Source organism: Mesorhizobium sp. L-2-11, assembly GCF_016756595.1.
Classification (GTDB): Bacteria; Pseudomonadota; Alphaproteobacteria; order Rhizobiales; family Rhizobiaceae; genus Mesorhizobium.
Genome location: NZ_AP023257.1, coordinates 3,073,140 through 3,098,207, shown reverse-complemented (window position 1 = coordinate 3,098,207; position 25,068 = coordinate 3,073,140). Strand labels below are relative to the sequence as shown.

The window sequence follows — 25,068 nt, the reverse complement described above, 5'->3', positions numbered from 1 at the left end:
GACCGATTGGCCGATCGATCACGGCGTCCTTGGGAACCTGGCCGGCCCGAGCACGTTGTGGCCGGTCAGCCCGGGTTACGCATGCAGCAGATCCTCCAGGAATTCGGCCATCCGACATACGTCCCGTTTCCCGTTATTGCGGCGAGGCTTCTGCTGGCGTCGATCTTCGGTGCGGCGATCGGGTTCGAACGCGAATGGCGAAATCGGCCTGCCGGGCTTCGCACCCATATCCTAGTCTGCGTGGCAGCGGCGACCTTCGGTATTCTGACGATTGAAATCATTCACGCGCCGATGTTTCAGCAGGATTCCGTGAGGGTCGATCCGATTCGTGTTGTCGAAGCGGTTACCGCCGGCGTCGCGTTCCTTGCTGCCGGAACGATCTTGTTTTCGAAAGGCGAGGTTCACGGGCTGACCACCGGTGCAGGCATGTGGCTGTCCGGGGCAATTGGCGTGGCCTGCGGGCTCGGTCTGTGGCAAGTGGCGGCACTCGGCACGCTTTTGGTGCTTGTCGCAGCAGGCCTTCTCTATAGTTTTGCCCACAAGTCCGGTATTGGCGAGGGACAAGAAAAGCCCATGTCGGAAGAAGACGTGTCCAAGCCGCCCAAAGGCTGAGGCTGCAACTGGAACCGAACGCCAGTTGGCAACCGACCGTCAGGATTGGAAACCGCTATGTTCGCGGCACGCTTTCCAGGCAGCGAAAAAGCAAGTAATATCAACGGAATAAATGGTGGGTGCGACAGGGATCGAACCTGTGACCCGCTGATTAAGAGTCAGCTGCTCTACCAACTGAGCTACGCACCCACTCGCCGGCAAAACCAGCGTCGGCGGGCATATAGCCGCCGCCATCCGCCATGTCCAGCCCTGGCGGATTCATTTCCCGACAAATCGCTGAAGTGCCGCACATCGTCAGACGAACAACTTGCCTTCCGCCACCTTGACGGCATGGCCACCGATGCGGGCGGCGGCCAGTTTGCCGCCTTCGACATTCAGTTCGAGGCGAATGCGCGAAGGCCGGCCCATCTCCAGGCCTTGCTCGATCCAGAGCTGTGAAACACCCTCCCTCGGGCCGTCGTAGTGCATGATCGCGCCGGCGAAGGCGGCGGCCGCCGAACCGGTCGCCGGATCTTCATAGGAAGGATTGCCCGGCACGATCATGCGGACATGAAAGGCGCTGTCGTGGTTCACCGTCTCGCGGCAATAGACATACGGGCTGGCAAGCGCCCAGTCGCTCTTGCGAGGCGCCAGTTCCGACCACGCCTGGTTGTCCAGTCTTATCCGCGCCGCCGCCTCCAGATCGGCGACCGGAATGGTCACATAGGGCACGCCGGCCGACCAGAACGAGACGCGGTGGTTTTCGAAGCCGATTTCGTGCGGCCCCAAGCCAAGCGCCGCCCCGATCGCCTCCGGGTCGGCGGACAATTCCAGCTGCTCCGGCAGTTTGGCCAGGTCGAACTCGGCAAAGGCGGCGCCATCGTGCTTGCTGACGGCGCAGCGCACCGGGCCGATATTCTCCTCCAGGACGAAGATGCCGGCGGTGTCGCCCTCGCCAGCCATTTCGGCAAGCGCAATCGCAGCGCCCACCGTCGGATGGCCGGCGAACGGCATCTCATAATCGGGCGTGAAGATGCGGATGCGGGCGCGGTGCTTGGGATTGTCAGGCGGCAGCACGAAAACGCTTTCGGACAGGTTGAACTCGCCCGCGATAGCCTGCATCGCCGCCGTATCCAGCCCTTTGCTGTCGAGCACGACGGCAAGCGGATTGCCGGCCAGCGGCTTGGTGGTGAACACGTCGTAAAGCAAGTAATTCCGGGTCAGCATTGTAGAAACCTTCTGCCTCAATCCCAACAGGGGCCCAAACATGGGCGAAATTTAATTTGATATTTGAACCATTCGGCCTGATCAGTGCACCGGTTGGGACATCACTGGTATTATAGGGGTCCGGCGTGGACCAGATTGTCAATCTGCCAAAGACGGAATCCACTTCCGACATAGAGACGGCACTCGGGCTCGAGCGCCTGGGTCTGAAGAAGAAACGGCGTCGCGGCTGGCTTTATGGCCTGCTGGTGCTGGTCGTCGTCGCCGCAAGCCTCGCCGGCTACCAATGGTATGCGGCGTCTCCCGCCAGGATCGACTATACCACTGTGCCGGCCGCTGTCGCCGACCTCACGGTCGAAGTGTCGGCGACCGGCACGCTGCAGCCGCTCACCCAGGTCGACATTTCGAGCGAACTGTCCGGCGTCGTCCGCTCGGTCGCGGTCAACGAGAACCAGCAGGTGAAGAAGGGCGATGTGCTGGCGGCGCTCGATACGGCCAAGCTGGAGGTGCAGATCGAGCGCGCCGAGGCTTCCGCCAAGGCGGCGGCCGCCAATGTCGAAACCGCCACCGTGACCCTCAGCGAAAACGAACGGGCGCTTGTGCGCGCCGCGGCGCTCACCAAGCGCGGCATGGCGACGGACCAGTCGCTTGAAGCGGCGACAGCGACACGCGACCGCTCCAAGGCAGCGCTCGACAGCGCCAAAGCCAGCCTGGCCATCGCCAATGCCGATCTCAAGGCGCAGCAGACCGACTTCGCCAAAAGCACCATCTATGCGCCCATCGACGGCATCGTGCTGACGCGCTCGGTCGATCCCGGCCAGACGGTTGCCTCCTCGCTGCAGGCGCCGGTGCTGTTCGTCATCGCCGCCGACCTCAGGAACATGGAGTTGAAGGCGGCGGTCGACGAGGCCGACATCGGCGCGGTCAAGACCGGCCAGCATGCCCGCTTCACCGTCGACGCCTTTCCCGAGCGGCCGTTCGATGCCGAGATCCGCGACATTTCCTATGCCTCGGTCACCACCGACGGCGTCGTCACCTACGACGCGCGCTTCGAGGTCGACAACAACGAGCTTCTGTTGCGGCCCGGCATGACTGCCACCGTCTCGGTCGTCACCAGGCAGGCCAGGGGCGTGCTCACCGTGCCGTCGACAGCTTTCCGTTACCGGCCGGCGGCCTCTACTGCCCGAGCGTGGAGCCTGAGCGACCTGTTCACCGGCCGTATGGGCCGTCCACGTGGCAACCGCCAGCGCCAGGCGACGGCGCAGCCCACCGACGGCTCGCGCACGCTCTACGTGCTGGAGAATGGCCGGCCTCGGCCGGTCAACGTCAAAGTCGGCTCCACCGACGGCGAGCTGACCGAGATCACCTCCGGTCTTGCAGAAGGTGCGCAAATCATCACTGCGCAGCAGCAGAGCTGACGTCATGCTCATCAGCTTCGACAAGGTCTGGAAAAGCTATGGCCAGGGCGAAGCCACGGTCCATGCGCTGGCTGGCGTCGATCTCGCCATCCGCAGCGGTGAATTCGTCGCCATCATGGGTCCGTCCGGATCGGGCAAATCGACGGCGATGAACATCATCGGCTGCCTCGACACACCGACGGCCGGAACCTACAGCTTCATCGGCATGGATGCTGGCCGTCTCGACCGCAACCGCCGCGCCATGCTGCGCAATCTCTATGTCGGCTTCGTCTTCCAGGGCTACAATCTCCTGCCGCGCACCACCGCGGTGGAGAATGTCGAACTGCCGCTGATCTATCGCGGCGTCGCCGCCCGCGAGCGTCATGACCTCTCCATGAAGGCGCTGGCCGAGGTCGGCCTTGTCGGCCGCGAGCACCACACGCCGGCCGAGCTCTCCGGCGGCCAGCAGCAGCGCGTGGCGATCGCACGCGCCATCGTCACCAGGCCGACCCTGCTCGTCGCCGACGAACCGACCGGCAATCTCGACACCGCACGCACGCACGAGATCATGGAGCTCCTGACGCGGCTGAACACCGAGCTTGGCCTGACCATCGCCATGGTCACACACGAGGCCGATGTCGCTGCCTATGCCGAGCGCACGATCCGCTTCCTCGACGGCCACGTCGCCTCCGACGCTGTCAACCTCGAGGTGGTGTAACCATGATCTGGGAAACCGTCCGTCTCTCGCTGCTTTCGGTGCGCCGCAACGTGCTGCGCTCGTTTCTGACGCTGCTCGGCATCGTCATCGGCGTTGCCGCCGTCATCGCCATGCTCACCATCGGCTCGGGCACCACCGAAAAGGTCAAGGCCGACATTTCCAAGCTCGGCAGCAATTTGCTCGTTGTCCGCCCCGGCCGCCCGGCCGGGCCCGGCGGACCGGGAGGGCTCGACCAGGCCACACGTCCGCTCGGCAGCAAGGAACTTGCCGCGCTCGTCGCACATTTGAGCGGCGCGCGCGCCATCTCGCCCGCCTCGCAAAAGCAGGTCCGCGTCATCTTCGGCACCGAAAGCCTGACGTCGGGTGTCACCGGCACCGGCAGCGCCTATCTCGATGCGCGCGACTGGAAGCTGGTCTCGGGCCGCCCGTTCAGCGATTCGGAAATCCGCTCGGGCACCGGCGTCTGCCTGATCGGCGAAACCGTGCGCCAGCAGTTCTTCGGCGCCGGCGACCCCGAAGGCGAGATCATTCGCGTCAACCGCACCTCGTGCAAGATCATCGGCCTGCTCGAGCCGAAGGGCTATACCGGCTTCGGCCAGGACCAGGACAATATCGTGCTGATGCCGCTCGCCGCCTACCAGCGCCGCATCGCCGGCAACCGCGACATCGACTCGATCTACGTCGCCGCCGACGACAGGACGCCGACCACCGATCTGCTGCCGCGCGTCGAGGACATTTTGCGCGATGCCCGCCGCATCCCGCCGGACCGCGACGACGACTTCTCGATACGCGACATGACCCAGATCGCCGACGCCATGGCGAGCGCCACCACGACGATGACCGGCATGCTGGGAGCGGTCGCCGGCGTCAGCCTGTTGGTCGGCGGCATCGGCATCATGAACATCATGCTGGTGTCGGTCACCGAGCGCACCCGCGAGATCGGCATAAGGCTGGCCATCGGCGCGCATGAAAGGCACATCCTCATCCAGTTCCTCGTCGAGGCCACCGTGCTGTCGCTGCTCGGCGGTATCATCGGCATCCTGATCGGCCTGGCGCTGGCCGGCCTCGCCGCGCTGACGCTGGCCATCCCGTTCGCGCCAAGCCCGGCGGTCATCCTGCTCGCCGTCGGATTCTCGGCGCTGATCGGCATGGTGTTCGGCTTCTTCCCGGCGCTGCGCGGCGCGCGGCTCGATCCGATCGAGGCGCTGAGGCATGAATAGCGCGGCGCAGCGTGCGCCGCCTTCAGATGTCACCAAAAGCCTTGTCGGCAAAATGCCACTCGATCAGTGGCTTCATATGCGGCATCAGCCCGTCCGGCAGGTCATCGGCGTTGCGGATGACGACCGGCCCTTCGATTTCCGGCTCTGCCTCGGCGGCGACAAAGGTTCTGATGCGCTGCGCGACCTCGTCGGCGGATGCCGTCTCGCGATAGCGGCGAAAGATCACCGTGCCGGTTGCCGTCGACAGGGCATAGTAGCGCCTGCCGCGTGTCGCGCCGGCAAGGTCGAGGCCGGTTTCTTCCCGCACTTCGCGGATCATGTTGAAGTCGACATCGACAAGGCCGTCGCGGAAATCGGTTGGCTCGAACGAGCCGGCGGCGAAGTAGACACGCCCGGCATTGACCGTGTGCGATGCCATGCGGATCGCCACCAGCGCATTGTCGCCGGCGACCAGCATGGCATGGGCATAGGCGTGCTCGGCCCCAGCCACCTGGCGATTGCCGCGCCAAAGCATGAAGGTCGAGTAGCGCACCGCATGGCAGCGGCCGACGAGGCTGTTGTCGCGATAGCGGAGCGCCGAAAGCAGCACCACGGTGCCGTCGAACAGCGCCGGGTTGGCTGCGGTCTCGCGCCGCCAATTCTCGGCGATCGCCTGCGCATTGTCGCGCTCGAACGGATGCGGGCCGGGGTCGAGCCTGACGTCGACGGCGTCGACCGGCAGGATGATGTTGCGCGGCAGGTCGAAGCTCAACGAAAACGATCCTCAGGCCGTTTCAAGGGTGATCGCCACCGGACAATGATCCGACGCCTTCGGCCGGTCCCAGCCGCAACGCGGAAACCGGTCCACCTCCTGGCCTGCCGGAAAAATCGTGCGCCAGGGCTGGCCGTTGCGGATGATGTCGGGAACGGCGGTCGCGTTCCTGGCCGCCAATGCCTTCGACAACAGGATGTAGTCGAGCTGGCAGAGATGCCGCTCTTGCGGTCCGCGCGTATGGTATAAGGTCCAACGGTCCATCTCCGGGCGCCGCTCGACCGCATTCTCGCAAAAGCCGCCGGCGGTGAGCACGTTGAGGCAGGACTGGCTCTCGTCGATCACCTCGAAGCGGTAGCCGTCAAAGGTGTCGCCGGAGATTTTTACGCGCTGCCGATAGTCGTTCATGTCGCCGCAGATCGCCCAGTAATTGTCGGCGGCGTGATCCCCACCGAAACGCTCCTCGATGATCCGGCGCACCGCTTGCGCCTCGGCCATGCGCAGCGGCATCGTCGCCTGGCGCCCGTCGAGGCCGTTGCGCGGCGAGCCCATCGACTTGAAATGCACCAGATAGAGTGTCAGCGGCACGCCGCCGACGGTAAGGTCGATTTCCAGGCAGTCGCGCCGGAAGATGCGATGGTTGGCCTGATGCCCGAACGTTGCCAGCTCCGGCGTGTGCAGGCCGAACTGCTCGAACGTGACATAGGCGTGGCTTGTCATGCGCACGAATTCGATCGGCTGGCCCTGCGCGGTCTCGTTGCGCATCATCACGGCGACGTCGATGCCGCGCGAATCGTTGCCGGCGGTGGTGTATTTCTGGCGGTAGCCATGCCCGACCATCTTGAACAGATAGCCGTGTTCGAAAGCCTTCAGCGCCTCGATATTGTCGACCTCCTGCATGCAGATGATGTCGGCGCGGGTGGCGGCGATGGCCAATGCCGTCAGCTGCCGCGTATCGTCTGATTGCGCGATCGCCCGCGCCTGCTCCAGCATCTTGTATTCGGCCTCGCTCTGGATGTCGAAGAGCGCCAGCGTGCGATCTTCGTTGAGCTGGTTGCGGTATCCGGAAAAATCGAACCTGTTCATCAGGTTTTCGACATTGAAGGTAGCGAGGCGCAGCGACATGGCGGTGACCTTTGCCCACAAGCGCGGCCGAAAACAAGGGCCCGCCCTGCCCGCCATGGTTGACGAAACCTTTCCGTTCATCCTCCGTTCAGGCGCGAAGCTGCATGAATGACATTCTTCCTCGCCGGGCGTGGGGCCTGATCTCTTGGAGAGTGCAATGAACCCGCTCTTTTCTTTTTCTGTCAGATCCGGGCTGCTGGCTCTGGGTCTGCTGGCCGGCCTGTCGGCCCCCGCGTTCGCCGGGCCAATTGCCAAACCCGCGCTGCCGATGCCGGCCAACGCCGTCGCCCCCGAGATTGTGCCTGTCCGCGAAAGCTGGGCCGGCGGCAACGACAGGCGGAGCGAATGGCGCTGGCGCAATCGGCACGGCGCGCGAGAGTGGCGCGGTGGCGATGATCGGAGATGGCGCGGTCGCGACGAATGGAGATGGCGTGATCATGACGACCGGCGCTGGCGCCACCGTCGTCATCACCGCCGTCACTTCAACGATTCCGCGATCTATTTCGGCTTGGGTCTCGGGCTGCCCGCCTACAACTATTACAGTGGGCCGAGCTATTACGAGCCGCGCTACTACCCGCCTCGGCGTCAGTATCGCACGGAACGACTTTCCAGCGCCCATGTCCGCTGGTGCTACGACCGCTACCGGTCCTATCGCGCCTGGGACAACACGTTCCAGCCCTATGGCGGTCCGCGCCAGCAGTGCTGGTCGCCCTTTAGCTGAGTGGTGCGATCGATGAACTCAAACGGCGCCGCTCGCTCGCGGCGCCGTTTTTCAATCTGACCACCTTCTTCTGGAGCCCTTTGCGTCCTTTTCTGCGCGACGATAACGCTATGTTTATCAGGCGGGCCTAATTATCCTGCCGATCGCACCAGGGATTATGCGCGATGGCTGAAGACGAAAACCGGGACAAACGCAGGCAGCGCGTCTTCAAGGGCGCGACGATCCTGACCGGCATGACCAGGTCCGAGGTCACGTGCACGCTGCGCAACATGCATGACGGCGGCGCCGAACTGAAGGTCTCGATCGACGCCCGCGTGCCCGAAGAGTTCCTGCTCTATGTGCCGACCGACGGCATCGCCTACAAGGCAGTGGTCCGCTGGCGCCGCGAGGACCGCATCGGCGTGATGTTCACCGGCACCGAGCCAAAGCCTCACTGGCACTACGGCTAAATCCCCTGAACGGGCTTTCTCCAACCAGCTAACCACACGGCCTTTATGTAAAAAAAGCCGACGGAGCGCTCCGCCGGCCTTTCTGCGCAAAGACAAAAAGTGTGGATTTCGATTAATTCTTGGCCCTGTCGACCAGCTTGTTCTTGGAAATCCACGGCATCATCGCTCGCAGCTTGGCGCCGACTTCCTCGATCTGATGGCTGTCGTTGTTGCGGCGGATGCCCTTGAAGCGCGACATGCCGGCGCGGTATTCCTGCATCCATTCCGAGGTGAACTTGCCGGTCTGGATGTCCTTCAGCACGCGCTTCATCTCGGCCTTGGTCTCGGCGGTGATGATGCGCGGGCCCGAAACATACTCGCCCCATTCGGCGGTGTTCGAGATCGAGTAGTTCATGTTGGCGATGCCGCCTTCATAGATCAGGTCGACGATCAGCTTGACCTCGTGCAGGCACTCGAAATAGGCCATTTCCGGCGCGTAGCCGGCTTCCACTAACGTCTCGAAGCCAGCGCGGATCAGCTCGACCAGGCCGCCGCACAGCACCACCTGCTCGCCGAACAGGTCGGTTTCGCATTCCTCGCGGAAATTGGTTTCGATGATGCCCGAACGGCCGCCGCCGACGCCGCAGGCATAGGACAGAGCCAGATCGAGCGCATTGCCCGAAGCATCCTGGTTGACCGCGACCAGGCACGGCACGCCGCCGCCCTTCTGGTATTCGCCGCGCACCGTGTGGCCGGGTCCCTTCGGCGCGATCATGACGACATCGACCGAGGCCTTCGGCTCGATCAGACCAAAGTGCACGTTGAGGCCGTGGGCAAAGGCGATCGCCGCGCCATCGCGGATGTTCGGCGCGATCTCGGATTTGTAGATGTCGGCCTGCAGCTCGTCCGGCGTCGCCATCATCATCAGGTCGGCCCATTTGGCGGCTTCCGCCACGCTCATCACCTTGAGCCCGTCGGCCTCGACCTTTTGGGCGGTTGCCGATCCGGCTTTGAGACCGATGGCGATATCCTTAACGCCGGAATCCTTGAGATTGAGCGCATGCGCCCTGCCCTGACTGCCATAGCCGATGATGGCGACCTTCTTGCCCTTGATCAGATTGAGATCGGCGTCGCGATCGTAATAGACACGCATTTTTCTTCCTTCCCGTTTTGAATTCAGAGCATGATGCCGAAAAGTGTGAAGCGGTTCTCGGACGACATCATGCTTCTCTTTGATTTAGAGCCGGATTCAGATTTCAGGTCGACTTGACCTGAAATCATCTGGCTCCAGGGGGCCTTGCGGCCCGGTTTTTGCTCGGTAAAGAGCGAGAAACTGCTGCGTCGCCCGGACGGCATCGCCGCCGATCGCCGCATCAGTCATTTCCAGCCGGTCGCCGAGCAGCAGGCGGATCTGCACGTCACGGGCGACCAGCCCGAAAAAGGTGCGGAATGCCGCTTCGGCATCCGAGAACTCGAGAAGCCCGGCCTGCCGGCCGGCCTCCAGCACCGGCTTCAGGCGCCTGGCCAGCGCGAAGCGGCCGTTCTCCAGCACGATGGCGCCAAGATCGTCGTTCCCCGAGCCAGCCCGGCCAATGGCGACGCGGTTCAGCGCGATCGATGTGTCGCTCGAAATCACCTTGAGCCAGTCCGAAGCGAAACGTGCGAGGCTCACCGTCAGCGAAGCCAGGGTGAGCCCCTTGCCGTCGACCGGCACCACCCGCACCTTGGAGGCCTGCCATTGCACCGTTGCCGTCAACAGCCCGTCGCGATCGCCGAACCATTTGTAGAGCGTTTCCTTTGAACAGCTCGCCCGCCGCGCCACGGCGGTCATGGTCAACTGATCGCCCTCCTCGACCAGCAGGCGAAGTGCGGCGTCGAGCACGGCTTTCTGCCGCTCCGTCAGCGCTTCGCCAGTGTCGATGTCGACGCTTGCCTGCAACAAACTCTTTTCCTGCTCGATGATGGCGGCGGCCAGGGCAGTACCGTACGTTACGGTTCGGCACGTCTATGCCGTATTGTCGGACCCTGTGCAAGCCCTATCTCCGCTTTTTGACGCTTTCGGGGAACGGCCACCGCTCGAACGATTTGTCGCGGAGAGAAAAATGCTCGTCGGCCTGCTTGCATTGACGGTTGCCGCCGCTTTCGCGGGCGCCGCCATCTACATCAGCGTCGCCGAGCAACCAGCGCGGCTTCGCCTCGACGACCGTGCACTGCTGCAGGAATGGCAGCCTTCCTACAAGCGCGGCGCCGCCATGCAGGCGTCGATTGCCGTCGTCGCCTGTGTTCTTGGTGTCGTTGCCTGGTGGCAGACCGGCAGTCTCGGCCATCTCATCGGGGCGGTGCTGATCATCCTGCCATGGCCATGGACGCTGATCGCAATGATGCCGACAAACCGGTTGCTGGAGGCGATGGACGCGGCCGCCACCAATCCGCAGGCCCGGGCGTTGATCGTCAAATGGGGCAATCTGCATCTGGTTCGCGTCATGCTTGGCGTGCTGGCGGCACTGGCATTTCTTTGGGGCAGTGCCTGAAGGCTGCAATCCTTCTGCGCCAGCGGGACCACATCACTCCGGCATCGGATGACGCAGCCGCCCCAGCAAGACCGACAAGGTTTCCAAGTCATCATTTGAGAGTTTTTCGCCGACCAGCTCGGCGATCGATCGTCCGTAGACGGCCCACATCCGGCGGCGCATCTCGCGCCCCTTGCCGGTGATGCGGATAGTCTGTCCGCGACCGTCATCGGCAACCCTGAGCTTCTCGACCAGCCCGTCCGCTTCGAGCCGCGCCAGTAGCCGCGAGACATTGTACTGCGCAAACAGCGTGCGCTCGATCAGCTGGAACGGCCGCAAGCCGCCCTCGCCGGCTTCGGCAAGCTCATGCAGCACGTCGTACCAGGCAAGCGGCGGCAAGCCAGCGTCCTTCAGCGCGTCTTCGGCTCTTTCCACCAGCTGGCGCGAAATGCGCATCAGGCGCGCCCAGGCCTTGATGGCCGCGGGCGAAGGGTCGGCTTTCTTCGTCATGATTGCAGCATAGGCGATAGATGCAATTGCATCAAGCTTGACTTTCGATGCAAATGCATCTATATAAATGCAATTGCATTCATATCGGAGCACTGCCATGAAACATGAAATCTGCAAGATCGCCGACATCCCGGAGACGGGCAGCCTGATCGCTCCATTCTTCGGACGTGAAGTCCATGTCTACCGCAGCGGCGACCGTATCCGCGCCGCCGCCAATGTCTGCCTGCATTTCGGTGGGCCGCTCGACTGCAAGGACGGTAAGCTCGTCTGCCAGTGGCATGGCGCCTCGTTCGACATGGCGAGCGGGGAGCGGATCGAAGGCCCGGCGTCCAAAGGCTCACGTCTCATGTTCCTCTCCACCCGCGTCGAGGACGGCGCGTTGAATTACGTCTGGGGAGAATGAAATGACCGCCAAGCTGGTTCTCGTCAGCCACCACCTTTGTCCCTATGTGCAGCGCGCAGCGATCTCGCTCGCCGAAAAGAACGTGCCGTTCGAGCGGATCACCGTCGATCTCGCCGACAAGCCGGCCTGGTTCAAGGCGATTTCGCCGCTCGGCAGGGTGCCGCTGCTGCGTGTGCCGCAGAATGGCGAGGAAACGGTGATCTTCGAATCAGCAGTCATCCTCGAATTTCTCGAGGAAACGCTGGCCAACCCACTCCACCCTGCCGACCCGCTGGCCCGCGCCCGGCATCGCGCCTGGATCGAGTTCGGCTCGGCCATCCTCAACGCCATTGGTCGATTCTATTCCGCGCCGACCGAGGCCGCCTTTCTTGCCGAAAGCAAAGCTCTGTCGGCAATGTTCGATCGTCTCGAAGCGGAACTGGCGGCTGGCCGGGCTGGGCCATGGTTTGCCGGCGAGCGCTTTTCACTGGTCGATGCCGTCTATGCACCAATCTTCCGCTATTTCGACGCCTTCGATCGGATCGGCGATTTCGGCGTCCTGAGCGGAAAGCCGCGTGTCGAGGCCTGGCGAAAGCGATTGCACCAACGCCCGTCGGTGAAGGACGCTGTCACCCCGGACTATCCACAGCGCCTTCATGCATTCCTGCAAGCGAAGGATTCGCACCTTTCGAAACTCATCCGCCGCAACGAGGCGGCCACTGCGCTTCCTTGATACCGGTCCGCAACGGATCGATCATGGTTCCAGCCACCCATCCATTATTCTGGGGCTGGTTAAGCGTTGGCAGCGTCGAAAGCGTTCCGCGCGGCGCGCACAGCGCCATGATTGAGCTCGGCCCATTGGAGCAGTTGATGCAGCGGCCCGAACATCGAGCGTCCGAGATCGGTCAGACTGTATTCGACGCTCGGCGGCTTGGTCGGGAAGACCTCGCGATGGACATAACCGTCGCGCTGCAAATCGTGCAGCGTCTGGGTGAGCATGCGCTGTGAAATGTCGGGCACCAGCCGCCGCAATTCGCCGAACCGGTACGGCTTTTCGGCCAGCGCCATCATCAGCAGCGAGCTCCATTTGCTGCTGATGCCCTGGATCACGTCGCGCACCGGACAGTCGGCAAGGTTGCCGCCGCCGCTGCTCGCTTTGTAAATCTCGAGCTTCGACCTCAGACTGACGACTTTGCTGTCCATCGCTGGTTCCCTGCGCCTGCCTACCTCCCGCAAAACTGCCTTCTTTACGGGGCTCGGTCAATTCCTATTTTAGTGCTGGTCTCTTTTTGAGACCTATGTAAGCACCCGCCGCTCCGGCGCAACGACAGGATTTCCCATGACCGATACTCTTCTCGTCACCGGCGCCTCCGGCCAGCTCGGCCGCGGCGTCGTCGATCATCTGCTGGACACGCTCAAGGTTCCGCCCGCGCGGATCATCGCCGCCACCCGCAATCCGGAAAACCTCGCCGGGCTGGCAGCGCGCGGCGTCATCATCAGGCAAGCCGATTTCGATGATGCGGCGTCGCTTGTCGAGGCATTCAAGGGCGCCGACAGGGTCCTCATCGTCTCGACCGGCGAGATCGACCTTGGCGGCAAGCGCCTCAAGCAGCACGAAAATGCCGTCGCAGCCGCGGGGCAGGCCGGCGTTTCGCATCTTCTCTACACCTCGATGCCCAATCCTGAGCCGGGATCGCCGGTGCTGTTTGCCGGCGATCACTACGGGACCGAGCAGGCGATCAAGGCGAGCGGCATCCCCTACACGATCTTCCGCAACGGCTGGTATCAGGAAAACCTGTTCATGTCGCTGCCGCACGCCATTGCCTCTGGACACTGGTATACATCCGCAGCCGACGGCCGTATCGCCCACGGCGCCCGCGACGACATGGCCGCGGCGATCGCTGCCGGCCTTGCCTCCGGCGCCAGCGAAAGCACGACATACACGCTGACCGGTCCGCAGGCCCATACCGTCGCCGAGATCGCGGCACTGGTGACTGACGTCACCGGCAAGCCGATCGAGGTCGTCCAGCTTTCGGACGAGGCGTTGACCGAGGGCCTGAAGGCTGCCGGCGTTCCCGAGGGCTTTGCCCCAATCGTCACGTCCTTCGACACCAACACGCGCTCCGGCCGCATCGGCATGGTGACCGACGCGATCGAGACGCTGTCGGGCAGGAAACCGCAATCGCTGAAGCAGTTTCTTGAAGCCAACAAGGCAGCTCTGGCCGGCTGAAGTCGGCCGTGTTCAGGGGCATGTCGAGATTCAGGTCAGACCGAGTCGAGAATGGTGGGTTCCGAGAACCGGAGCGGAGCGTACTTTCGGGTACGTGAGCACCGGAAGCGCAGGAACCCGCCGTTCGCAGACATTAGAGCGACGTGCGTCCATTCGGACGCACAAAGTACGCTCTAACACTTTTGAATCTACGCATCGTGCTTTCCGAAAATCGATTCCGATTTTCGGGCCGATGCGGCCTCACCTGAATATCGGCATGCCCTAGATAGCCACCTGCGTCCCGATCTCGACCACACGTCCGGTCGGGATCTGGAAATACTCGGTCGCATCGGCTGCCGTGCGCGCCAGGCCGATGAACAGCTTGTCCTGCCACACCGGCATGCCGGAATTGGGTGACGCCTTGAGCGAGCGCCGCGACAGGAAGAAGGACGTCGTCATGATGTCGAACTTCCAGCCCTGCTTGCGACAGATCGCCAGCGCACGCGGAATGTTGGGCTGTTCCATGTAGCCGAAGGTCAGTGTCACCCGCATGAACAGTTCGTTGATGGTTTCCATCTTGACCCGGTCACTGTCGGGCACGACAGGCTGCTGCGCCGTCACCACCGAGAGGATGACGTTCTGTTCATGCAGCACCTTGTAGTGCTTCAGGCTGTGCATCAGCGCGGTCGGCGCGCTGACCGGATCGCTGGTCAGGAACACGGCGGTGCCGGACACCAGCTGCGGTTTCTTCTTCAACAAATTGGCGGCAAGGAAATCGAGCGGAATCTCGTTCCTGCGCGTCTTGTCGAACAGATAGCGACTACCGCGTATCCAGGTCCCCATGATCAGCCCCATGATGCAGGCGACGGCGATTGAAACCCATCCGCCTTCCATGAATTTCGCGATATTCGCGAGAAAGAAGCCGGTGTCGATCGTGCCAAACAGCAGCGCCAGCGCCGCAGCGAGCGCGGTCTGCCATTTCCATTGCCACCGCATCACCACGAACAGCAAAATCGTCGTCATCAGCATCTCGCCTGTCACCGAAATTCCATAGGCGGAAGCCAGCGAACTCGAACTGCCAAAGCCGACGACCAGCAGCATCACGCCGAGCGCGAGAATGAGGTTCACGCGTGGCATGTAAATCTGACCGAGCTGCATCTCGGAAGTGTGCTGAACTTCGATTCTGGGCAGAAGATTGAGCTGCACCGCTTGCCGGGTCAGCGAAAACGCCCCGGAGATGACGGCTTGACTGGCGATCACGGTCGCCGCTGTTGCGAGCCCGACCATCGGGATCAGCGCCCAATCCGGCAGCATCTGGAAGAACGGATTGTCGGGCACGCCGCCGTGAGCAAGAACGAATGCGCCTTGCCCAAAATAGCTGAGCAGCAGGCAGGGAAAGACGATCCAGAACCAGGCCAGCACGATTGGACGGCGACCGAAATGTCCGAGATCGACGTAAAGCGCTTCGGCACCGGTAACCGCCAGAAAAACCGCGCCGACGGTGAGAAATGCGCCCGCTTTGGCTTCCGCAAGGTAGACGATTGCATAGTAGGGGTTAATTGCCAAAAGCACCGATGGGTCGTCGCGGATGTGCACCAATCCAGCAATGCCGATCGCCAGAAACCAGAGCCCCGTCACCGGCCCGAAAACCGAGGCCACTCTGCCGGTTCCGAAGCGCTGCACGGCGAACAAGACGGCAAGGATCACCAATGTGATGGGAACCACATATGGATCGAACGCCGGGGTCACGACGCTTAGCCCTTCCACCGCTGAAAGCACCGAAATGGCCGGCGTTATGATCGCGTCGCCGAAAAACAGTGCGGCTCCGCACAGACCGATGACAAGAATGATGCCGGAACCCGCCGGATAGGCTTTCCGGGCCAGCGCCATAAGCGACAGGGTACCGCCCTCGCCCTTGTTATCCGCCCGAAGCACGAAAGCGACATACTTTATGGTCACGATAATCGTCAGTGCCCAGACGATCAGCGACAGAATGCCCAGGACGGCACTGCGCGGATCGGTGCCGGACGAAGCATGCAGTGCTTCGCGCAGCGCATAGATAGGGCTGGTGCCGATATCGCCATAGACCACGCCGAGAGCGCCCAGCATCAAGACCTTGGTGCTGTGCTTTTCGACCTCAGGATGGCTGGATTGTTCGACTGGTTCTGCCTCACTACCACTGTTGGTAAGGGCCATGGACGACACTCCGATAAGCGCGCGGTGCTCTACGCCTGCTGCGATGCAATATCAAGTGCCCCAACGTGATGGCTGCCATGTCCGCAAAGCGAGGCTTCCATCTCTACCACCCACAGGCCTTCAGGAATCTTTTGACCGTGCCGGCCATGCCATACTCCAACGCATCGGCTGTCAACCCATGTCCGATCGACACTTCGGCCAATGCCGGGATGCGCTTTGCCAGTGCCGGCAGGTTGTTCACCACCAGATCGTGGCCGGCATTGACCTGAAGCCCGGCGGCAAGCGCGGCATCCGCGGTTTTTCCCAATCTTTCCAGCTCAGTCGCCGCTTTTGCCGAATCGGAATGATAGCGGCCATATGGCCCCGTGTAGAGTTCGATCCGGTCGGTGCCGGTGTCGCGCGCGGCGTTGATGCCCGATGGATCCGGGTCGGAAAACAACGACACGCGAAAGCCCCCCTTTTTCAGCCGTTTGACGATCGGTGTCAGGAACGCCGCCTCGGCGGCAAAGTTCCAGCCATGGTCGGAGGTGGCCTGGGCAGGGTCGTCGGGCACCAGAGTCACCTGCTCCGGCTGGTGCTTTTCCACAAGCGCCAGGAAATCCTCGCTCGGATAGCCCTCGATGTTGAACTCTGCCTGGGGGAATTCGTCGTCGATCAGCGCCCTGATCTCCGGCAGGTCGGAATGCCTGGTGTGCCGCTCGTCGGGCCGCGGATGCACGGTCAGGCCATGCGCGCCGGCGGCCAGCGCCAAGCGCCCGAGCCCGATGAGGCTTGGCCACGGCAGGTCGCGCCGGTTGCGCAGCATGGCGATGGCATTGAGATTGACGGAAAGCTTTGCAGGCATGGCTTCTCGGGTCCGGATACAATCGCGGCCATCTATACCGCCTTTGGCGGGAACAGACAGGGGGTTTCCGGTGTTCCAGAGGGAGGTATAATATCCAGCAAGAGGAAGACCCGTGAATTATCTTGAAGACGTGCCGGCGGTTCGCCGCATCGACACCGACCGCGACGACCTGTTCGCCATCGACGTCGTCGGCCATGTCACGGCGGCCGATGCGGAAAACCTGTTCGGATTGCTGGAGGCGGCCTACGCGCTGCACCCGAGAATCGACGTGCTGGTGCGCCTGATCGACCATGAAGGCGTCGATTGGGCCGATGTGTCGAACGAAACGCTTGAACAGGGCACGGCCCATGCCGTGGAGCATGTCGGCCGCTGCGCTGCGCTCGGCGAGCCGAACTGGGTACCCAACGCACAGAGCTTGCTGCCTGCTTCCTCGCCTGTCGAGCTCAGGCATTTTGCGGCAAGGGACGAAGCATCCGCCTGGGAATGGCTCGGCGCCAGACCGCTGGCCCCACGCTGACGCAATACGATCCCTGCCAGTCCCGGATTCCGAACCCATGGGGGCTGCTCGACCGGCCTATCTGACAATCGTCAGCCGTTCCGCCGCGCGCGTGATTGCCGTGTAGAGCCAGCGCTGGCGGGTTTCCTTGAACGCCCAGCTTTCGTCGAAAAGCACGATCTCGTTCCACTGCGAGCCTTGCGCCTTGTGCACGGTCAGCGCGTAGCCATAGTCGAAATCGTCGAAGCGTTTTTTCTGTTGCCAGGGAATGTCGGCGTCCGGGTCCTCGAACGCCGCTTTGAGCAGCTTGATCTTGGCGACGCCGCGATCCGGATCGTCCTCCTCCGGTGAGACCAGCAGATTGATGCCGGGTTTCACCGTCTCGCGCGACGAGGTCATCACCTTCCACAGCGAGCCGTTGAGCAGTCCCTTGGCTGGGTCGTTGCGCAGGCAGACGAGCTTGTCGCCGGCCTGTGGATAGTCGGCATTGAACCCCTTCAGCTCGCGCAGCCGCTGATTATAGCGACGCCGCGTCCTGTTGGTGCCGACCAGCACCTGGTCCGCCTTCAGCACCAGTTCCTGGGTGACGTCTTCCTTGCCGATCACCTGCGCCGCGCCATAGTCGCCGCGCATGAATTCGCGGCCCTCGCGCACGTCGAGCGCCAGCCGGATGATCGGGTTGTCGCGCGCCTGCCGGTGGATCTCGGTGAGCAGAATATCCGGTTCATGCTCGGTGAAGAAGCCGCCGCCCGAGATCGGCGGCAACTGGCCGGGATCGCCGAGAACCAGGATCGGCGTGCCGAAACTCATGAGGTCGCGGCCAAGCTGCTCGTCGACCATCGAACATTCGTCGATGACGACGAGCTTGGCCCGCGAGATCGGGCTTTGCCGATTGAGCGAAAAGGTCGGCGACATCGAGGTCTTGCCGGTCACCTCGTCCGCCACCGATTCCTCGCCCTTCGGCCGGTAGATCAGCGAATGGATGGTGCGGGCATTGACCGCGCCCTTGGAACGCAGCACCTGCGCCGCCTTGCCGGTGAAGGCGGCGAACTGCACCTGGCCGTCGACATGCTCGGCGAAATAGCGCGCCAGCGTCGTCTTGCCGGTGCCGGCATAGCCGAACAGCCGGAACAGCTGCGGCTTTCCGGTCTTGAGCCAGGTGGCGACCGCCTTCAGCGCATCGTCCTGTTGAGGAGAGAATTCCATCAGCGCGAGAGACCGGATTCGCGAGGGAAAGACAAGGCGCAACGATCATCGGCGGCGGGCCGCACCGCTGCCAATGACGCAATTTATCAGGCAGAGATCAGAACGCAAAGAGAACGAAGTCGAGCCGCCATGACCTAGTTCCTTTGCACTGGTTCTTTGACTGAGTCTGAAAGGAGGCGGTGATGGTTGCCGCCGACCGATCTCCTCCTGCCAATCTCAAGGGTTTGCAATTAGCCATAAGCCACCACGCCTTCGTCATCCCAGGGCGAAGCAAGGAGTGAAGCGACGCGGCGCAGACCCTGGGATGACGAAGGGGGGACGTTTCAGCCAATCCTAGAGGTTTGCGATTTGCCACTGAAATTGTCGGAGAGAATTGTCGACGGTCGCTGCCGATCGGCCCAAAATGTCAAAATTACTGTGCAGAGGAACTAGCCGGTCGGGCTGCTACGACCTTCGGTCGAGCTGGGATCGTTATCGAGCAGGATCGGCTTGCCGTGCGGCGTTGCATGCGCGGCGCGTTCCCAGGCGGCAGCGAGCGCATCGATTTCGCCCTTGCCGGCAATCCCTTTTGCCGACAGCAAATTTTCCAGCGCTGCCAGCCAGTGCTCGTAATAATCGTGGCCATCGCTTGCGGCACCAGGCTTTTTGACCTCGGCGGACAGGGCGTCCGCCCACTCGCTCCAGGAGAACAGGCCGTTGTCGTGCAGCGCAACCGTCATGGCAAAGGCTTCCGCCTGCCACGGCTCGGCGAATACCGGCGCCTCGACGCCCGCCGGCAGCATGGCGGTAGCTGACTTCGCCTCACGCCGGCTCAAGATAGCTCTCCCAGGCGTCGATCGACACGGTCAGCGTCGGGTCGGCGCCCTCGCCCCAGATCTCGGCGCCGTCGAAAACCACCGTATAGACCCATTGCGGGTTCTCGCCGTGGCCATGTGCATTGGTGTCGGGGAAGACAAAACCAGCGCGCACCGCTTCGATGGCGCCCTGCTTGCCGCGTGCGTAGCGTGGCAGCCTTGTGTGGCCGGTCGGATGGAAATTCTTCGTGCGCACCAGATCGCCCGCCTTGAACCGGGCCGGCGTGGCGATCGGCCGGTCGCATGGGCCGCCCTTGGCCAACACATCAGGCACGTTTTCGGCCTTCAGCACCCGCTTTGGCATCGCGGCAGGGTCGACCGCCTTGCCCGCGGCCAGATCGCGGTGGCTGACAAAACCATGTCGCTTCAGCAAGGTTTCGAGCGCCTTGATCCAGATCTCATAATAGCTCGAGCCATAATAGTCGGCAGGATGCAGCGATTCCCGCGCATGCCGGCTCTCGTCGATGGTCCAGGCGCCCATGGCGCCGGCGCACAAGGTCATGCCAAGCGCCCGCCTTTCCCAGGCGGCATGGAAACAGGGTTCGTCCTTTTCGGGTGCGACCGGCCCGAACCCCATTTGTCCGCCAAGATCCTGCGGCCCGTTCATGCCGGCTCCCGCGCCAGTCCGGTGCCGATCATCGCGTCGCGCGTCACCAGATCCGCCAGCCGCTCCTCGCTCCAGCCGTCGGTACCCTTCGGCCGCATCGGCACGACCAGATAACGCAGCTCGGCGGTCGAATCCCACACCCGGATCTTTGTCGTTGCCGGCAAGGTCAGCCCGAATTCCTCGAGCACGCCGCGCGGATCGATGACCGCGCGCGAACGATAGGGCGGTGCCTTGTACCAGACCGGCGGCAGGCCGAGCACCGACCACGGATAGCAGGAGCACAGCGTACAGACGACGAGGTTGTGCGTGTCCGCCGTGTTGAACACCGCCTGCATGTGCTCGCCCTGCCGGCCGGTGTAGCCGAGCGAGCCGATCGCCGCCGTCGCGTCGCGTTTCAGCCGGGCAGCAAAGTCCGGCTCGACCCACGCCTTCGCCACCACCTTGGCGCCGTTGCGCGGGCCGATTTTTGTCTCATAGCTGTCGACGATCACGTCGATCGCGGCCGGATCGATCAGCCCTTTCTGGGTGAGGATCGTCTCCAGCGCGCGCACCCGGGCGGCAAAAGGATCAAGCTCGTTGTCGTGGTCGTGATCATGGTCGTGGGACATGGCCGTAAATTTACGGCTGCAAGCGTTCCACCGCAAGCGCCGCGGCTTGGGCCAGCCCGTCGGCTTCTATTCGGCTGCCGCCTTCTGCGGCGCGCCCTGCAATGCTTCTCCGCCCTCGAACAGCGACGACTGGTCGACGGCTTCGGCCTGCTCGTCCCGGCGCTTTGGCCACAGCCCGACAAGCCAGCCCGAAAAATGCTCCATGTAGACATAGATGACCGGCGTGACGAACAGCGTCAGCGCTTGCGAAGCGACGAGGCCGCCGACCACCGCCACGCCGAGCGGCTGGCGCAGTTCGGCGCTGGCGCCGGTGCCGAGCGCGATCGGGATCGTGCCCATCAGTGCCGCCAGCGTCGTCATCATGATCGGCCGGAAGCGCATCAGGCAGGCCTTGTGAATGGAACCGAGCGGCGACATCCCCTCGCGCCTGAGTTCGAGCGCGACGTCGATCATCATGATGCCGTTCTTCTTGACGATGCCGATCAGCATCAGGATACCGATGACCGCGATCACCGACAGGTCCATCCCCGCAAGCCGCAGTGCAACAAGCGCGCCGAGCACCGCCGACGGCAGTCCGGTCAGGATGGTGAGCGGATGGATAAAACTCTCGTATAGGATGCCGAGGACGATGTAGATGGTCAGGATCGCGCCGGCGATCAGCAGGCCCTGGTTGGCAAGCGAATCCTGAAAAGTTTTCGCTGTGCCCGAAAATGTGGTCGAGATCGTCGCCGGCATGCCGATCTTTTCCTTCAGCGCATCGATGCGGCTCACGCTGTCGCCGAGCGCGACGCCCTGCGGCAGATTGTAGGAGATGGTCACCGCCGGAAGCTGGCCGAGCTGATTGACGGTCAAGGCGCCGGCGGTCCGATCGACGCGGGCGAAGGCGCCGAGCGGCACCAGGCTACCGCTGGCCGTCCTCACCTTGATCGCCAGCATCCTTTCTGGCGACCACTCGATCCTCGGGTCGAGTTCCATGATCACCTCATAGCTGTCGGCCGAACCGAAGATGGTCGAGACCTGCTCTGTGCCGAAACCGCCATAGAGGCTGGAGCGCAACGTATCGGTGTCGACGCCGAGCGTCGCCGCCTTGTCGCGGTCGACCACCAGCGACGCCTGCAGGGCGTTGTTCTGCAAGTCATTGGTGACATCGGTGAAGGCGCCATGATCCGCGGCCATCGCGTCGGTGAGCTTCTGCGCCCAGCTGTCCGCCGCGCCGATGTCGAGGCCCTGCACGACGAGCTGATAGGCGCTGGCCGAAGCGCGCGCGCCGAGCCGCAGGTTCTGCACCGGCTGCATGAAGGTTTCGATGCCGGGGACATTGGCCAGCTGCCGCCGCAGATCCGAGAGCACCTTGTCGAGATCGGGGCGCTGGTCCTTATCCTTCAATTGCACATAGAGCCGGCCCTGGTTGAGTGCGTTGTCGCCGCTGCCCACCGACCACCCGACATGCGAGACATAGGGTGAATGGGTGAAGACATCGGCCACTTGCCCCTGCAGCTTCACCATGGCGTCGAACGAGATGTCCTGGCGCGCGGTGGTCGTCACCGAAATCTGGCCGATATCCTCCTGCGGGAAGAAGCCCTTCGGCGAGATCTGGATCAGCCAGCCCGACAGTGCGGCCGTCCCAACGAAGACGAGAAGAACCAGGAAACTGTGCCGCAGGCAAAGGGTCAGCAGCCAGTCATAACCCCGGATGAAGGAATTGTGCCTGTGACCTTCGCCCTGTGCCGCTTTGCGCTCGGCCTTCACCGACAAAAGCCGCGAGCACAGCATCGGCGTCAGCGTCAGCGACACGAACATCGAGGCCAGGATGGCGACCGTCACCACCACCGCGAATTCGTTGAAGATGCGGCCGATCACGCCGCCCATCAAAAGCACGGGGATGAACACAGCGACCAGTGAGATCGAGATCGAAATAATGGTGAAGCCGATTTCGCGCGCGCCCTTGAGGGCCGCGTCGAAGGCCGAGAGTCCCTCCTCCTCCATGTGGCGAAAAATGTTCTCCAGCATGACGATCGCGTCGTCGACGACAAGGCCGACCGCCAGCGTCAGCCCCATCAGCGAGATGTTGTCGATGGAAAAGCCGAACAGGAACATGGCGCCGAGCGTGGCGATCAGCGAGATCGGCACCGCCACCGCCGGGATGATCGTCGCCGTTACCCGGCGCAGGAACAGGAAGATCACCATCACCACCAGCGCGACGGTGAGCAGCAATGTGAACTGCACGTCGTCGACCGCCTCGCGGATCGAAGTCGAGCGGTCGTTGAGCAACCGGATGCTGGCGGCCGCCGGCATCTGATCCTGGAAGGACGGCAGCATCGCCTTGACCCGGTCGACGACGTCGACGGTGTTGGCATCGGGCTGACGCTGCACCGCCATGATGATCGCGCGGGTGCCGTCGTACCAGCTTGCCGTCGTCGTGGTCTCGACCGAATCGATGACGCGGGTCACGTCGCCGAGCCGCACCGGACGGCCGTTCCTGGTGGCAATGATGATGTTGGAAAATCCCGCCGCGTTGTTCAACTGCGTATTGGCGGTGATCGTCAGCTGCTGCTTGTCGTTCTGCAGCACGCCGAGCGGTGTGTTGCTGTTGGCCGAGGCGATCGCCGTCTGCAGCTGGTCGATCGAAATACCGCGTGCGGCGAGCGCCGTCGGATCGATCTGGACGCGCACCGCGTATTTCTGCTGGCCGAAGATCGAGACCTGCGCCACGCCTTCGATCGTCGACAGCGACGGCGAGATCACATTCTCGGCAAAGGCATCGAGATCGGTCAGCGGAACCGTGTCGCTGACCAGCGACATCAGCAGGATCGGCGCATCGGCCGGATTGACCTTGCGGTAGCTCGGCGGGCTGGTCATCTCGGGCGGCAATTGCCGCTGCGTTCGCGCGATCGCCGCCTGCACGTCGGCGGCGGCCGCATCGATATCGCGGTTGAGCACGAACTGGATGGCGATCGAGGTCGAGCCGAGCGAGTTGGTGGTCGAGATCGAATCGATGCCGGCGATGGTGGTAAACTGCTTGATCAGCGGCGTTGCCACCGAGGTCGCCATGGTTTCCGGCGAGGCGCCGGGCAGCGAGGCCGAGACGTTGACCACCGGAAACTCGGCGCTCGGCAGAGCGGCCACCGGCAGGAACCTGTAAGCGAACAGCCCGCCCAGCACGAGCGCAAACGACATGAGCAGGGTGGCGACAGGTCTGCGGATGCAGAATTCGGAGATCATGGCCGCGTCCCGCCGGCCCTGCCGGCCTCGGCAACCCTGGGCGACGCCTGATCACCGGCCTCGCCTTCGCGGACCGGCGCGCCGTCCTTCAGCTTTGCCTGGCCTTCGATGACGACATTTTCGCCGCTTTTCAGCCCCTCGCCGATGGCGCTGTTGTCGCCTTCGGTCAGCGCGACCTGCACGGGCCGCACCTCCACCGTGTTGTCCGGCTTGATCACATAGACAAACGGCCCCTTCTGACTTGGCTGGACCGCAACCGTGGGAACCGAGGTCATTTGCCGCATGATGCCGGCATCGAGCACGACATTGACATATTGGCCCGGCCACAGCGAAAGGTCAGGGTTGGGCACGCTGGCCCGCGTGGCAATGGTGCCGGAGGCGGTGTCGACGCTGGAATCGACGAAATCGAGGGTCCCCTTGCCGATCGCAGTCGGGTCGCCGTCCCTGGTCAGCGTGACTGTGCCCTGCCTTGGCGCCGCCAGCGCCTTGTGCAAAAGGGCAAGATCGCTTTCCGGAAGATTGAAGTTCACTCGCAGCGGGTCCATCTGGGTGATGGTCACCAGTGGGGTCGACGTGCTGCTGCCGCTGTTGGTGGTGACGAGATCGCCGATCGCGACGCTGACCGCACCCAGCCTGCCGGAAATCGGCGCCGTGATCGTAGCAAAGCTGAGCTGGACCTCGTCCGCGTCGATCGTCGCCCTGTCGGCATCGACCGTGGCCGCGGCGGATTTTTGCGCGGCGATCGCCTGGTCATAGGCCTGCTGCGGGCCGGCCTGCCTGGCGACAAGGGCCTTGGCCCGCTCGAGATCGGCCGTCGCACTGGCGAGCAGCGCCTGGTCCTTGGCGAGCGTCGCCTGGTCACGGGCCAATTGCGCCTTCAGCGCGCGGTCGTCCAGCGAGAACAGAAGGTCGCCGGCCTTCACCATCTGCCCGTCCTTGACGGCGATCGATGTGATCTGGCTCGAGATCCGCGCATTCACGCTGACCACGGCCGGGGAGGATACAAAGCCGATGGCGTAGCGCCGGATCGGGAAGTCGGCCGTCGAAGCGGTGGCGGCAACCACCGTGGTCGGACGTGCGGCATTCGCGGCGGCCGCCGGTGTGTCAGGCGCCGGCTGACCCGCTGACAGCATCTGCCGGACCTTGTCCGTTGCCGCGGGCGAAAGATAGAGCCCGGCCGCGACAAGGCAGGCGACCGCAAGCATCGCAAGCACGATCTTTCCACGCATCGTCAAAGACCTTCCATCCG

The 25,068-nt window shown here is 63.2% G+C and carries 26 protein-coding genes and 1 tRNA gene; 11 read left to right on the top strand and 16 right to left on the bottom strand.

Going from position 1 to position 25,068, the window contains the following annotated elements; genetic code table 11:
* Window positions 1–81 precede the first annotated feature (81 nt).
* Complete coding sequence (locus tag JG739_RS14850; protein ID WP_202367475.1) at window positions 82–612, top strand: MgtC/SapB family protein; 531 nt, start codon at window positions 82–84, stop codon at window positions 610–612.
* A 113-nt stretch (window positions 613–725) separates the two neighbouring features.
* Here JG739_RS14850 and JG739_RS14845 read toward each other — a convergent pair.
* Window positions 726–801, bottom strand: a tRNA-Lys gene (locus tag JG739_RS14845).
* A gap of 105 nt (window positions 802–906) precedes the next feature.
* A complete protein-coding gene (locus tag JG739_RS14840; protein ID WP_202367098.1) occupies window positions 907–1,818 on the bottom strand; it encodes a PhzF family phenazine biosynthesis protein in 912 nt (303 codons plus the stop codon).
* A gap of 125 nt (window positions 1,819–1,943) precedes the next feature.
* On the opposite strand from JG739_RS14840, the gene JG739_RS14835 reads away from it, so the two are divergent.
* The 3 genes from JG739_RS14835 to JG739_RS14825 are packed head-to-tail and all read left to right on the top strand — an operon-like array spanning window position 1,944 to window position 5,150.
* On the top strand, window positions 1,944–3,233 hold the full coding sequence (locus JG739_RS14835) for an efflux RND transporter periplasmic adaptor subunit (RefSeq protein ID WP_202367097.1): 1,290 nt from the start codon (window positions 1,944–1,946) through the stop codon (window positions 3,231–3,233).
* Between the two features lie 4 nt (window positions 3,234–3,237).
* Complete coding sequence (locus JG739_RS14830) at window positions 3,238–3,930, top strand: ABC transporter ATP-binding protein (protein WP_202367096.1); 693 nt, start codon at window positions 3,238–3,240, stop codon at window positions 3,928–3,930.
* A 2-nt stretch (window positions 3,931–3,932) separates the two neighbouring features.
* A complete protein-coding gene (locus tag JG739_RS14825; protein ID WP_202367095.1) occupies window positions 3,933–5,150 on the top strand; it encodes an ABC transporter permease in 1,218 nt (405 codons plus the stop codon).
* 22 nt (window positions 5,151–5,172) lie between these two features.
* Here the strand turns inward: JG739_RS14825 and JG739_RS14820 are convergent, their stop codons facing one another.
* Both JG739_RS14820 and JG739_RS14815 read right to left on the bottom strand, forming a co-directional pair.
* A complete protein-coding gene (locus JG739_RS14820; RefSeq protein ID WP_202367094.1) occupies window positions 5,173–5,901 on the bottom strand; it encodes a hypothetical protein in 729 nt (242 codons plus the stop codon).
* A 12-nt stretch (window positions 5,902–5,913) separates the two neighbouring features.
* A complete protein-coding gene (locus tag JG739_RS14815; protein WP_202367093.1) occupies window positions 5,914–7,026 on the bottom strand; it encodes an endonuclease/exonuclease/phosphatase family protein in 1,113 nt (370 codons plus the stop codon).
* Between the two features lie 157 nt (window positions 7,027–7,183).
* Here JG739_RS14815 and JG739_RS14810 point away from each other — a divergent pair, with 157 nt between their 5' ends.
* Both JG739_RS14810 and JG739_RS14805 read left to right on the top strand, forming a co-directional pair.
* Window positions 7,184–7,747 carry a BA14K family protein gene (locus JG739_RS14810; RefSeq protein WP_202367092.1) on the top strand — a complete coding sequence of 188 codons (564 nt, stop codon included), beginning with the start codon at window positions 7,184–7,186 and terminating at the stop codon, window positions 7,745–7,747.
* 164 nt (window positions 7,748–7,911) lie between these two features.
* Window positions 7,912–8,196 (top strand): PilZ domain-containing protein, encoded by a 285-nt coding sequence (locus JG739_RS14805; protein WP_202367091.1) that lies wholly within the window; start codon window positions 7,912–7,914, stop codon window positions 8,194–8,196.
* A 112-nt stretch (window positions 8,197–8,308) separates the two neighbouring features.
* Here JG739_RS14805 and ilvC read toward each other — a convergent pair whose 3' ends face one another.
* Together ilvC and JG739_RS14795 are read right to left on the bottom strand one after the other, a co-directional pair.
* Window positions 8,309–9,328, bottom strand: coding sequence for a ketol-acid reductoisomerase (gene ilvC / locus JG739_RS14800; protein WP_202367090.1), 1,020 nt, complete (start codon window positions 9,326–9,328; stop codon window positions 8,309–8,311).
* A gap of 96 nt (window positions 9,329–9,424) precedes the next feature.
* Window positions 9,425–10,114 (bottom strand): TetR/AcrR family transcriptional regulator, encoded by a 690-nt coding sequence (locus JG739_RS14795; protein WP_446720564.1) that lies wholly within the window; start codon window positions 10,112–10,114, stop codon window positions 9,425–9,427.
* 163 nt (window positions 10,115–10,277) lie between these two features.
* Here JG739_RS14795 and JG739_RS14790 point away from each other — a divergent pair, with 163 nt between their 5' ends.
* Complete coding sequence (locus tag JG739_RS14790; RefSeq protein WP_202367088.1) at window positions 10,278–10,706, top strand: DUF1772 domain-containing protein; 429 nt, start codon at window positions 10,278–10,280, stop codon at window positions 10,704–10,706.
* A 33-nt stretch (window positions 10,707–10,739) separates the two neighbouring features.
* Here the strand turns inward: JG739_RS14790 and JG739_RS14785 are convergent, their stop codons facing one another.
* Complete coding sequence (locus tag JG739_RS14785) at window positions 10,740–11,195, bottom strand: MarR family winged helix-turn-helix transcriptional regulator (protein WP_202367087.1); 456 nt, start codon at window positions 11,193–11,195, stop codon at window positions 10,740–10,742.
* Window positions 11,196–11,292: 97 nt separating this feature from the next.
* Between JG739_RS14785 and JG739_RS14780 the strand changes: the two genes are divergently transcribed.
* Window positions 11,293–11,598: a Rieske (2Fe-2S) protein gene (locus JG739_RS14780; RefSeq protein ID WP_202367086.1), complete on the top strand. Its 306-nt coding sequence runs from the start codon at window positions 11,293–11,295 to the stop codon at window positions 11,596–11,598.
* Window position 11,599: 1 nt separating this feature from the next.
* On the top strand, window positions 11,600–12,310 hold the full coding sequence (locus tag JG739_RS14775; RefSeq protein WP_202367085.1) for a glutathione S-transferase family protein: 711 nt from the start codon (window positions 11,600–11,602) through the stop codon (window positions 12,308–12,310).
* 59 nt (window positions 12,311–12,369) lie between these two features.
* On the opposite strand, the gene JG739_RS14770 is transcribed toward JG739_RS14775, so the two are convergent.
* Window positions 12,370–12,780 carry a winged helix-turn-helix transcriptional regulator gene (locus JG739_RS14770; protein ID WP_202367084.1) on the bottom strand — a complete coding sequence of 137 codons (411 nt, stop codon included), beginning with the start codon at window positions 12,778–12,780 and terminating at the stop codon, window positions 12,370–12,372.
* Between the two features lie 136 nt (window positions 12,781–12,916).
* Here JG739_RS14770 and JG739_RS14765 point away from each other — a divergent pair, with 136 nt between their 5' ends.
* Window positions 12,917–13,807, top strand: coding sequence for an SDR family oxidoreductase (locus JG739_RS14765; RefSeq protein ID WP_202367083.1), 891 nt, complete (start codon window positions 12,917–12,919; stop codon window positions 13,805–13,807).
* A gap of 261 nt (window positions 13,808–14,068) precedes the next feature.
* On the opposite strand, the gene JG739_RS14760 is transcribed toward JG739_RS14765, so the two are convergent.
* Both JG739_RS14760 and JG739_RS14755 read right to left on the bottom strand, forming a co-directional pair.
* Window positions 14,069–15,982 (bottom strand): potassium transporter Kup, encoded by a 1,914-nt coding sequence (locus JG739_RS14760; protein WP_202367082.1) that lies wholly within the window; start codon window positions 15,980–15,982, stop codon window positions 14,069–14,071.
* 103 nt (window positions 15,983–16,085) lie between these two features.
* A complete protein-coding gene (locus JG739_RS14755) occupies window positions 16,086–16,826 on the bottom strand; it encodes a pyridoxine 5'-phosphate synthase (RefSeq protein ID WP_202367081.1) in 741 nt (246 codons plus the stop codon).
* A gap of 112 nt (window positions 16,827–16,938) precedes the next feature.
* On the opposite strand from JG739_RS14755, the gene JG739_RS14750 reads away from it, so the two are divergent.
* Window positions 16,939–17,343, top strand: a complete 405-nt coding sequence (locus JG739_RS14750; RefSeq protein WP_202367080.1) for an STAS/SEC14 domain-containing protein — start codon at window positions 16,939–16,941, stop codon at window positions 17,341–17,343.
* Between the two features lie 57 nt (window positions 17,344–17,400).
* Here JG739_RS14750 and JG739_RS14745 read toward each other — a convergent pair whose 3' ends face one another.
* From JG739_RS14745 to JG739_RS14720, 6 genes are all read right to left on the bottom strand, one after another.
* Window positions 17,401–18,528: an ATP-dependent DNA helicase gene (locus tag JG739_RS14745; RefSeq protein WP_202367079.1), complete on the bottom strand. Its 1,128-nt coding sequence runs from the start codon at window positions 18,526–18,528 to the stop codon at window positions 17,401–17,403.
* Window positions 18,529–18,956: 428 nt separating this feature from the next.
* Complete coding sequence (locus tag JG739_RS14740; RefSeq protein WP_202367078.1) at window positions 18,957–19,310, bottom strand: nitrile hydratase accessory protein; 354 nt, start codon at window positions 19,308–19,310, stop codon at window positions 18,957–18,959.
* Window positions 19,311–19,329: 19 nt separating this feature from the next.
* Window positions 19,330–19,989, bottom strand: a complete 660-nt coding sequence (gene nthB, locus JG739_RS14735) for a nitrile hydratase subunit beta (protein WP_202367077.1) — start codon at window positions 19,987–19,989, stop codon at window positions 19,330–19,332.
* A complete protein-coding gene (gene nthA / locus JG739_RS14730; protein WP_202367076.1) occupies window positions 19,986–20,597 on the bottom strand; it encodes a nitrile hydratase subunit alpha in 612 nt (203 codons plus the stop codon). The genes nthB and nthA overlap by 4 nt, the downstream gene beginning before the upstream one ends.
* A 66-nt stretch (window positions 20,598–20,663) precedes the next feature.
* Window positions 20,664–23,819, bottom strand: a complete 3,156-nt coding sequence (locus tag JG739_RS14725) for an efflux RND transporter permease subunit (RefSeq protein WP_202367075.1) — start codon at window positions 23,817–23,819, stop codon at window positions 20,664–20,666.
* On the bottom strand, window positions 23,816–25,048 hold the full coding sequence (locus JG739_RS14720) for an efflux RND transporter periplasmic adaptor subunit (protein WP_202367074.1): 1,233 nt from the start codon (window positions 25,046–25,048) through the stop codon (window positions 23,816–23,818). Before JG739_RS14720 ends, JG739_RS14725 begins: the two co-directional genes overlap by 4 nt.
* Window positions 25,049–25,068: the final 20 nt, after the last annotated feature.